This window comes from Cupriavidus sp. (assembly GCF_057315035.1).
This window is the reverse complement of sequence record NZ_DBHKYV010000024.1, coordinates 114731-124410: the sequence shown is the minus strand read 5'-3', so window position 1 is coordinate 124410 and position 9680 is coordinate 114731. Positions and strand designations below refer to the sequence as shown.

Sequence of the window (9680 nt, the reverse complement as noted above, 5' to 3'; positions counted from 1 at the left end):
GCGGGAGGGGCGTTCGTGTCCATGGCCTTGTCACGCAGGTGCCAGCCGGTAGCGCGCAGGGGTCAGGCCCTCCATGTCGATGGCCGGTCCTTCGCCCTGGCCAGCGCTGGCAGCAATCTGGTCTGCGGCAATTTTGCCTGATCCGCAGCTCATCGCCCACCCCGTCGAGCCATGTCCGAGGTTCAGGAACAGTCCGGGCACGCGTGTGGCGCCGATCAGCGGCGGCCCGTCGGGCAGCATCGGCCGCGCGCCGGCCCAGAGCGTGGCCTCCTGGTAGTTGCCTGCCACCGGAAACCAGTCGCGCGCCACCTTGATCAGCGTGTTCAGCGCGGCCGGACGCAGGTCCAGCTTGCGCGAGCCCAGTTCGGCCGTACCCGCCACGCGCAACCGGTTGCCCATGCGCGTGATGGCCACCTTGAACGATTCGTCCATCAGTGCGCCCAGTGGCGCCTGCAATTCATCACGCACCAGGACCGTGGCCGAGTACCCCTTGACCGGATAGAGCGGCACGCTCAGGCCCAACGGGCGCAACAGCCGTGCGCTGTCGATGCCGGCCGCCACGAGCACACGGTCGGCCGCAATGGCTTCCGGTGTTTCACCGCGTTGCGTGGGCTGCAGTTCGACCGACCATGCGCCGTCCTTGCCCGCGCGCAGCCTGGCAACTTCGGTCTGGAAACGGAACGTCACGCCGGCAGCTTCGGCATGCTGGTGCAGGCGGCGCACGAACATCGGGCAGTTGCCCGACTCATCGTCGGGCAGGTGCAGCCCGCCGGCCAGCGGCGTGTCATCGGTCAGCCCCGGCTCGATCCGCCGGCAAGCGGCCGCATCCACAAGCTGGTGCGGGACCTTGTTTTCCCGCAGCAGGGCCAGTGCCGGCGCGGCCAGGTCGAGATCCTGCTGCGTGCGGAACAGCTGCAGGTAGCCGCGCGACTGCTCATAGTCGATTTCCAGCTCGGCGCGCAGACTGTGCATGCATTCGCGGCTGTAGAACGCCACACGCTGCATGCGCAGCTTGTTGGCGCGATAGCGTTCGATATCGCATTCGCGCAGCCAGCGTGCAATCCAGCGCCACATCGCGGGGTCGGCGCTGGGCCGGAACAGGACCGGCGATTCGCGCCGGAACAACGCGCGCATGATCTTGCTCGGCATGCCGGGGGCCGCCCATGGCGTGACATAGCCGGGTGCAACCACGCCGGCGTTGCCGAAGCTGGCTTCCTGCGCGGGGGCGCCGCGCCGTTCCAGCACCGTGACAGCAAAACCTGCCTGGCGCAGGTACCAGGCGGAACTGACGCCAATGGCGCCTGCGCCGATGACGATGACATGCATCTCGATGAACGATCCTGTCGATGACCGCTGGTTACTTTAGCTCCTTCGCCATCACCACGTCGGGCAGCCACGTGACCACGGTCGGCCAGACCGTGATGATGCCGATGGCAACAACCATCATCATGAAGAACGGCAATGACACGCGTGCGATGTAGTTACTGTCCTTGCCAGTCATGCTCTGGAGTACGAACAGGTTGAAGCCGACCGGCGGCGTCACCTCGGCGATTTCCACCAGCAACACGATGAAGATGCCAAACCATACCAGATCGAAGCCGGCGGCCTGCACCATCGGCAAGACCGTGGCCGTGGTCAGCGCGATCATCGAGATCCCGTCCAGCGCGGTGCCCAGTATGATGTAGATCACGGTCAGCACCGCAATCAGCGCCCATGGCGACAGGTGCAGCGCGGCCACCCATTCGGCCAGCGCGCGCGGAATGCCCGTGAAACTCATGGTTACCGACAGGAACGAGGTGGCGCCAAGCACGAACATGATCATCGCGGTCAGCCGCGTGGCCGACATCAGGCTTTCCCAGAAGGCCTTGCGCGTGAGCGAACCGCCGGCCCAGGCCAGCCCCAGCGATGCCACCACGCCATAGGCCGCGGCCTCGGTGGCGGTGGAGTAGCCCGCCATCATGATCCAGGTGATGAACGCGATCAGGATGATGCACGGCATCAACTGGCGGATCGAGGCCATGCGCGCGCGCCAGCCGAAGGTCTCCGCCGCGGGCGTGCGTGACGGGTTCATCAACGCCCAGACCACGATATAGCCCGAGAACAGCAACATCAGCAGCAGCCCCGGCAGGAAGCCGGCCAGGAATACGCGGATGATCGACACATCGGCCGACACCGCGTAGACAACCATCGTGATCGACGGGGGAATCAGGATGCCCAGCGTGCCCGCGCATGACAGCGAACCCAGCGTGATGCGCTCGTCGTAGCCGCGCCGGGTCAGTTCGGGCAGGGCGGACTTGGCAATCGTCGCACAGGTGGCGGCCGACGACCCCGAGACCGAGCCAAAGATGCCGCAGCCCAGGATGTTCACGTGCATGAGCCGTCCCGGCAGCCAGTTCAGCCAGGGCGACAGGCCGTTGAACATCTGTTCTGACAGCTTGGTACGGAACAGGATCTCACCCATCCACACGAACAGCGGCAGCGAGGCTAGCGTGTATGACGCGCTCGATGACCACCATGAATTGGCCAGGTTCACAAGTGCGTCGTGGTCGGAGAAAATCACCAGGCCCACCCACGAGGTGACGGCGATCGCCACGGGAATCCATGCGCCGATCGCCAGGAAGACGATCATCACCAGCAGCAGGACCAGCGCTACGAGTACGGTGCTCATCAGATGGTCTCCCCGAAATCGCCGGCGGCGAGCTTGGCTTCCTGGGCCAACTGGTAGCGCGGCTTTTGCCGGCGCACCACGCGCAGCCATTCGTCAGCGACTGCCAGCATGAAGCCGATCGCGCCGATCACGGCAAAGCTCTGTGGAATCCACAGCGGGATCACGATCTGGCCTTGCGAGACATCGCCGATATCCCAGCTTTGCCACGCGAAAGTGCCAAGGGCCCATGCGGCATAGCCGGCAAACACCAGGCAGATCGACAGCGAAACCACTTCGAGCAGCCAGCGGCGCCGGGGGCCGACGGCTTCGAGCAGCATTTCCACGCGCACGATGCCACCGTGCTGGAACGTCTGGCCAAGTACCAGGAATGCGGATGCGGCACAGAGCCATGCGACGATGTCGTCGCCGCCCTTGAGGACGATCAGGGTTTCACGCGAGATGGACATCGCGATCATGACGATGCAGACGGCCAGGATACAGAGCGCGCCGAGGGCGGCGAACAGGTCAAGCAGATGGTCGAGCCATCGCTTGCGGAGATTGGGGGCTTCCATGGGAATGACGGGCTACCTTTGACGCGTGATTGCGAAAACACGGGAACCCGGTGCGGAGGCGCAATGGCTTCCACACCGGGTTGTTCACTCTGGTACCGCGATTACTTCCTGTACGCGTCGAGAATGGCCTTGCCGTCGTCACCGGCGCTCTTGGCCCACTCATTGACCATGGTCTCGCCCACCTTCTGCATGTCGGACTTCAGTTGCGCGGACGGCGGCGCCACGGTCATGCCATTCTTCGACAGCGTGGCCAGGTATTCCTTGGTCTTTTGCTCCGATACCTGCCAGCCGCGCTTTTCGGCGTCGGCAACGGCCTTGAGCAGGGCGTCCTGCGTGGGCTTGTCCAGCGCATTGAACGCCTTCTTGCTGACCACCAGCATGTTCTTGGGCAGCCAGGCATCCACGGTGTAGAAGTACTTGACCGATTCCCATACCTTGGTGTCCACGCCGGTTGCACCCGACGACATGAACGAATTGACGGTGCCGGTGGCCAGTGCCTGTGCGAGGTCGGCGGCCTGGATGGTCACCGGTTGTGCGCTGACCAGTTCGGCGATCTTCGAGGTGGCCGGGTTGTAGGCGCGCCACTTGAGGCCCTTCATGTCGGTGGCGCTATTGATGGGCTTGTTCGCATAGATGCCCTGCGGCGGCCAGGCCACGGCGTAGAGCAGCTTCATGCCCTGGCGATCGAGCACCTTGTCGGTGACGGGCTTCGAGGCTTGCCAGAGCTTGTACGAGTCGCCATAGCTGGTGGCCAGGAAGGGCACCGCATCGACGCCGAACACGGGGTTCTCGTTGGCCAGCAGCGACATCAGGATCTCGCCCATCTGCACCTGGCCAGTCTGCACGCCGCGCTTGATCTCGTTGGCCTTGAGCAGCGAGCCGTTCGGATGGATCACGATCTTGAGCTTGCCGCCGGTGGCCTTGTCCACGTCGTTGGCCATCTGCTGCAGGTTTTCGGTGTGCAGGTTGGTGGCCGGGTATCCGGTTGGCAGGTCCCACTTGGTATCCGCCCGTGCCGCCGTGGCGGCCAGCAGCAGTGCCGCCGCCGCGACTGCCATTGCCTTGACTCGCATCTCGATCTCTCCTGGTGTTGCGCGTGGGCGCCTGCCCGACTGCGCGGGTTGGAACTACCTGGAACTGCCGCCATCCCATGTCTGGAATGTCTGTGACATGGGATGGTATTGCGGTCACGGCGCGGTGGTGGCTCAGCCTCCGTGCCGTGACGGTTGAACGATCGGTTCCAATGCAAGGGCCGTGCCCAGCAGTTGCGCGTCGCGCATCGGACCATGGGACAGCATCAGCCCCACGGGCAGTTCGTCGGGCGCCTGGCATGGCAGCGAGACCGAGCAACCGTCAAGGAAGTTGAAGGTCGATGGATTGCGCAGCAGCAGTCCGTTGGTGCGGAAGAACAGCGCATCGTCGCCGATCAGCGGCGCGATCGGCGGCGCCACCATTGGCACCGTCGGGCAGGCCACGGCATGGAACGGCGCCAGCCGCGCCTGCATGCGTGCGATCCAGTCCAGGCGGGCACGATGCAGTGCGATGTAGTCGGCGGCGCTCATGGCCGCGCCGCGCTCGATACGCGCCAGCACGCGCGGGTCGTACTGGTCGCGGTGGGTGGCCAGCAGCGCGCGGTGATGGGCATAGGCTTCCGGCGCCGAAAAGCCGCCTGCGGCATTGAGCCCGGCCAGTTCGTCGAGTTCGGGCATGTCCACATGCTCCACGCGCACACCTGCCGCCGACAGCCGGCCGAGCGCGCGGTCAAACGCACGCGCGACCACCTCGTCGAGGTCGTCAAGCAGCAGTTGGCGCGGTATGGCCAAACGGATTGCCGTGGTGGCAGGGACCTCGGGAATGACCGGCGCGTCGGCGATCACGCTGTCGACCGCGATGCAGTCCGCCAGCGTACGCGCCATCGCACAAGCGGTGTCGAGCGTGTACGACAGCGGGAAGGCGCCGGTCAGCGGCACGCGGCGCGCCGTAGGCTTGAAGCCGGTGATGCCGCAGAGCGCGGCCGGGATGCGGATCGAGCCACCGGTATCGCTGCCCAGGCCTGCTACCGCGGTGCCAAGTGCCACCGATACCGCGGCACCCGACGACGACCCGCCCGGTATGCGTGCCACGGCGGTGTCGCAGGGATTCACCGGTGTGCCGAAATGGGGATTGATGCCAACACCCGAGAACGCGAATTCGGTCATGTTGGTGCGTCCGACCAGTGCGGCGCCAGCCGTGCGCAGTCGCGCCACCACCGTTGCATCGGCGCTGGCCGGGGCGGCATCCTGGCGGGCGGCCGCGGCCGCCCGCGTGACTTCGCCAGCCACGTCGTAGAGGTCCTTGATCGATACCGGCAGGCCAGCCAGCGGATGCAGCGGTTTGCCAGCCAGCGCTGCCGCATCGGCGGTCCGGGCTACCTGGCGCGCGGCATCGAAGGTGGTATGCAGGTAGACGGCCTGGCCGGCGGGGCTTGCGGCGCGCGCTGCCGCGTCGGCAATCAGGTCGGCGCGGGAGGTGGCGCCGCTGCGCAGCGCGGTATGGATCGAATCGAGATCAGGCAGCACGTTAAACTCACGCTTCAGGAAAACTGAAGCGTAGCAAGAAGCGCTGCTGGCTGACAGACAGGGATGCCCTGTATGTTGCGGTAAGGCCAAAGAAACACGCCAAAGGAACTAGGACAGGTTAGGGAAACGCGCCCGATACCGATGCCGCACTGGCGGATGAGGCATCAATGCGCGCATTTTCGCGCATCTCCATTGAACGATCACGCTGATGACCTCATGAACGACGATATGTGCGACGCCGATTGGGCAGGTTTGCATGCGGCACTGGGCTTGCCAGATGCGGTGTCGCTGCAGGGACTGGCCTGGCACGGCGATAATGCGCCTTGCTGTGCCGCCGAGCCATTGCCGGGTTCGTTGCTACAGGCGGCGCTACGCCGGCAGACCCAGTTCCGCGCCGGCCGCTATTGCGCTCGCCTGGCGCTGGCGCGGGCGGGTGCCGGGGCAGATACGTCGGCAGATGCGCCGGCGATGGGTAGCGACGGCCTGCCGGTCTGGCCTGACGGCTGGGTAGGGTCCATCAGCCATACCATGGGCAAGGCCATCGCGCTGGTGGCGCCGGCCAGCGAAGTAGCTGCGGTGGGCGTGGATGTCGAACTATGGCTGTCCGCCGATCGTGCCGCCGAAATTGCCGATTCGGTGGCGCTGCCGGCCGACATTGCGGCCCTGGCGAGCGGCACCGGACGATCCGGCGCCGATGCCGTCACGCTGCTGTTCTCCGTCAAGGAATCGCTGTACAAGACGCTGTATCCGACGGTACGGCGCTTTCATGATTTCGACGCCGCGTGCCTGTCGGCGTGCGGACCCGACTATGTCGATCTGGCACTGACCTGCGACTGGCATGCGCAATGGCCGGCGGGCACGGTGTTTCGGCTGACATTCGCCACGGGGCCGACATGGGTGATGACATCGCTCTGTGTGCCGCGCGCATCGCAGTAGCCATTCCGCCTGGCGAGCCGCGTCGCTAAGCCTGCCGGAGGTGCAGCGCCACGCTGGCAAGTTTCTCGCAGGTTTCTTCCCATTCCCGCGCGGGCCGGGAGTCGCGCACGATTCCCGCGCCGGCCTGTAGCCAGCAATTGTTGCCCTGGCGAAAGACCGAGCGCAGCACCAGTGCCGCGTCCAGTGCCCCATTGGCATCGGCCAACATCACGCAACCGCTGTACAGACCACGTGCCACGGGCTCGTGCCGCCGGATGCTGTCGATTGCGGCGTGCTTCGGGATGCCTGATGCAGTGACTGCCGGGAATAGTGCCGCCAATGCGTCCCAGGCATTGCGGCCCGCCGATACCAGGCCCTGCAGGCGCGAGGCCAGATGCTGCACGGTGCCGCGCGGGCGTACTCTCATGAACTCATCGACGACCAGCGGCTCGGGTCCGCAGACCGTGTGCAGCTCTTCAAGCGCCAGCGCTACCGACACGGCGTGCTCCGCAATCTCTTTTGCGTCCGACAGCAGATCGCGTCGCAGTCGTGCATCGACATCGGCATCGCCGGTGCGTGCGCGTGTGCCGGCCAATGGCTGCGTCGTGACGCGGCCGTCGGCCCCGACTTCGACCACGGTTTCGGGGCTGAAGCCATACGCTTGCAGTGCGGGATCCCGCCACAGGAACGAGCGCGCCGGCGTATTGGCCAGGCGGCCGGCCCGGTAACTGAGCGGCAGACTGATATCGCGCGGCACGGGCAAGCGGCGCGACAGGATCACCTTGTCATAGCGCCCGGTGCGGATCTCGCGCACTGCATTGGCCACGGCCGCCTGATAGGCCGATGCATCGCCGGTGGCAGGGGGCAGGGCAACCGGAATACCGTCCGGTAGTGCGGGCTCGGCGTCGTAGGCGCGCAGCAGCGCAGTGAACGGTGCCAGTGCCGCCCGATCCAGGCAGCGCACAATGGCGTGGCCATGGCGCAGACGGATTTCGCGCGACGGAATGAACAATTGCAGCAGTGGATCTGTGCCGCTGCATGGTTTGCCTTGCAGCAGCCGCGCGAACTCGAAATCGGCCCGGCCATAAGCGCGCCAGTCCTGCACGGGCACCGCGCGCAGTGCCTGCGCAATGCCGGTGCAAGGCGGACCACCCGGCAACGGCCGGTTGTCATGGCCAGTCACCGTGCCTGCTGCATTGCAGCTTACCGTCAGTGCGGCATCGAGTCCGATGCTCCATTCCCCGTCGCGCTCGTATACGGCAAGTACCGCAGTACGCTCCAGGCTGGCGATCCGCACTACCAGTTCGAGCGGATCGCTGGCGATCGGGATCTGGCCGCAGTGATACTGCATGCGTGGTGCGCCAGCACCGGCGTGTGCATCATCGTCGGCCAGTGCAAGCTCGGTGAGGCGGCGCCGGTCGATCTTGCCGGCCGCCGTCAGCGGCCATTGATCGAGCCAGATGATCTGGTCGGGCAACTGATGTGCCGCCAGCCCGCGCGTCAGCAAGGCGGCACGCAGCATGGCGGCGTCTGGCCGGTCTTCGAGCATGGTGCCGGCCGCCAGCAGGCAGGCACCGATTCGCTCACCCAGCAGTTCGTCCGGCACCGGCACCGCGACGGCATCGCTGACGCCCGCGCACGCGCTCAATGCGGCTTCGATGGCGGTGGCGGAGATCTTTTCTCCGGCGCGCTGGATTTGCTCCTTGACGCGGCCGACCACTACTACGCTGCCATCGGGTTGCAGCCGAACCAGGTCGCCGGTACGGAAGAAGCCATCCGCCGTAAATGCCTGCGCGTTGTGAGCCGGAGCGCGATAGTAGCCGCGAATCGTGTAGGAGCCACGCGTCAGCAGTTCGCCAACGGCGCCGTCCGGCACGGGCTGTCCGTCGGCATCGACAACGCGCAGCTCGTCATTGGGCGACAGCGGGCGGCCTTGCGACTCGAACACTGTCTCTGACGGGGCGTCGAGCCGCGTATAGCAGAGCAGGCCTTCGGCCATGCCATAGACCTGCTGCAGCGGGCAGCCAAGCCGCGCGGGCAAGGTGCGCGCGAGCGCCGGATCGAGTCGCGCACCACCCACCTGGACCAGCCGAAGCGAAGACAGGTCGCTGTCTTCCCAGTCGCGTGCCTGGGCCCACAGACGCGCCAGCGGCGGCACCAGGGCAACGTGCGTGACGCGCTCGCGGGCAATCAACGGCATCGCGTCGTCGCAGTTCACGTACTGGCTCATGACCACGGTTCCGCCCGATGCCAGCGTACCGAGGATACCCGGACAGCCCAGCACGAAATTGTGTGCGGCAGGCAGTACAGCCAGGTAAACCGTGTCCGTGCTTAAACCGCACAACGCCGCCGAGGCATTGATGTTGTAGAGGTAGTCGCGATGCGTGCGCGGTATCAGCTTTGGCGTGCCCGTACTGCCGCCAGACAGCAACAGCAGTGCGATGTCGTTGGTGGTGGCATGCGTGATGGTGCACGGGACAGGCCCGCCCGTCATGGCACCGGTCAGGGCCACCGCGTCGAGCGTGAGATGGTCGGCATCGGGTTCGCCGTCCGGGGCGCCATCGGCGATGATGTAGCGCAGGCTGTCATGGTGCGCGGCAATGTCGATTGCCAGCGCATGCGGTGCACCGTCCTGCACGATCCACGCAACGGGTGCGACGGTGTCGCAGATCGACGCAAGGTCGCGCGCCCGTTGGGCCGGCAGCGTCAGCACCGGCAATGCGCCGATCCGGATCAAGGCCAGTAGCGCAGTCGGGAATCCGGTGCTGTTGGGCAGTTGCAATAGCACGTGGTCGCCAGCCGAGATCCCGAGCGCGACAAAGCCGGCGGCCAGATGTTGCACGCGGCGTTCGAGTTCGAGGTAGGTCATGCGCACGCTTTCGGATACCAGCGCGGTACGATGGGCGTGCCGGGCAGTCCATGCGAGCAGTTGCGTATCGATGGTGTCTGGGGCTGCAATATCGTGGGTATGGGAAGTCATGGTTTTCC

General features: G+C 65.8%; 7 protein-coding genes. 1 reads left to right on the top strand and 6 read right to left on the bottom strand.

Annotated elements, in window-relative coordinates; translation table 11 throughout:
• Positions 1 to 30 precede the first annotated feature (30 nt).
• The 5 genes from ACO550_RS25035 to ACO550_RS25015 all read right to left on the bottom strand — a co-directional run bounded on the left by ACO550_RS25035 (position 31) and on the right by ACO550_RS25015 (position 5777).
• Positions 31 to 1326: a D-amino acid dehydrogenase gene (locus ACO550_RS25035; protein ID WP_315596501.1), complete on the bottom strand. Its 1296-nt coding sequence runs from the start codon at positions 1324 to 1326 to the stop codon at positions 31 to 33.
• A 31-nt stretch (positions 1327 to 1357) separates the two neighbouring features.
• Positions 1358 to 2668 carry a TRAP transporter large permease subunit gene (locus ACO550_RS25030; protein WP_315596502.1) on the bottom strand — a complete coding sequence of 437 codons (1311 nt, stop codon included), beginning with the start codon at positions 2666 to 2668 and terminating at the stop codon, positions 1358 to 1360.
• Positions 2668 to 3219 carry a TRAP transporter small permease subunit gene (locus ACO550_RS25025; RefSeq protein WP_315596503.1) on the bottom strand — a complete coding sequence of 184 codons (552 nt, stop codon included), beginning with the start codon at positions 3217 to 3219 and terminating at the stop codon, positions 2668 to 2670. Before ACO550_RS25025 ends, ACO550_RS25030 begins: the two co-directional genes overlap by 1 nt.
• A gap of 101 nt (positions 3220 to 3320) precedes the next feature.
• Positions 3321 to 4292 carry a TRAP transporter substrate-binding protein DctP gene (locus tag ACO550_RS25020; protein WP_315596504.1) on the bottom strand — a complete coding sequence of 324 codons (972 nt, stop codon included), beginning with the start codon at positions 4290 to 4292 and terminating at the stop codon, positions 3321 to 3323.
• Positions 4293 to 4424: 132 nt separating this feature from the next.
• Complete coding sequence (locus tag ACO550_RS25015; protein ID WP_315596505.1) at positions 4425 to 5777, bottom strand: amidase; 1353 nt, start codon at positions 5775 to 5777, stop codon at positions 4425 to 4427.
• A gap of 216 nt (positions 5778 to 5993) precedes the next feature.
• Here ACO550_RS25015 and ACO550_RS25010 point away from each other — a divergent pair, with 216 nt between their 5' ends.
• Positions 5994 to 6713, top strand: coding sequence for a 4'-phosphopantetheinyl transferase family protein (locus tag ACO550_RS25010; RefSeq protein ID WP_315596506.1), 720 nt, complete (start codon positions 5994 to 5996; stop codon positions 6711 to 6713).
• A gap of 25 nt (positions 6714 to 6738) precedes the next feature.
• Here the strand turns inward: ACO550_RS25010 and ACO550_RS25005 are convergent, their stop codons facing one another.
• A complete protein-coding gene (locus ACO550_RS25005; protein WP_315596507.1) occupies positions 6739 to 9672 on the bottom strand; it encodes a salicylate synthase in 2934 nt (977 codons plus the stop codon).
• Positions 9673 to 9680 lie beyond the last annotated feature (8 nt).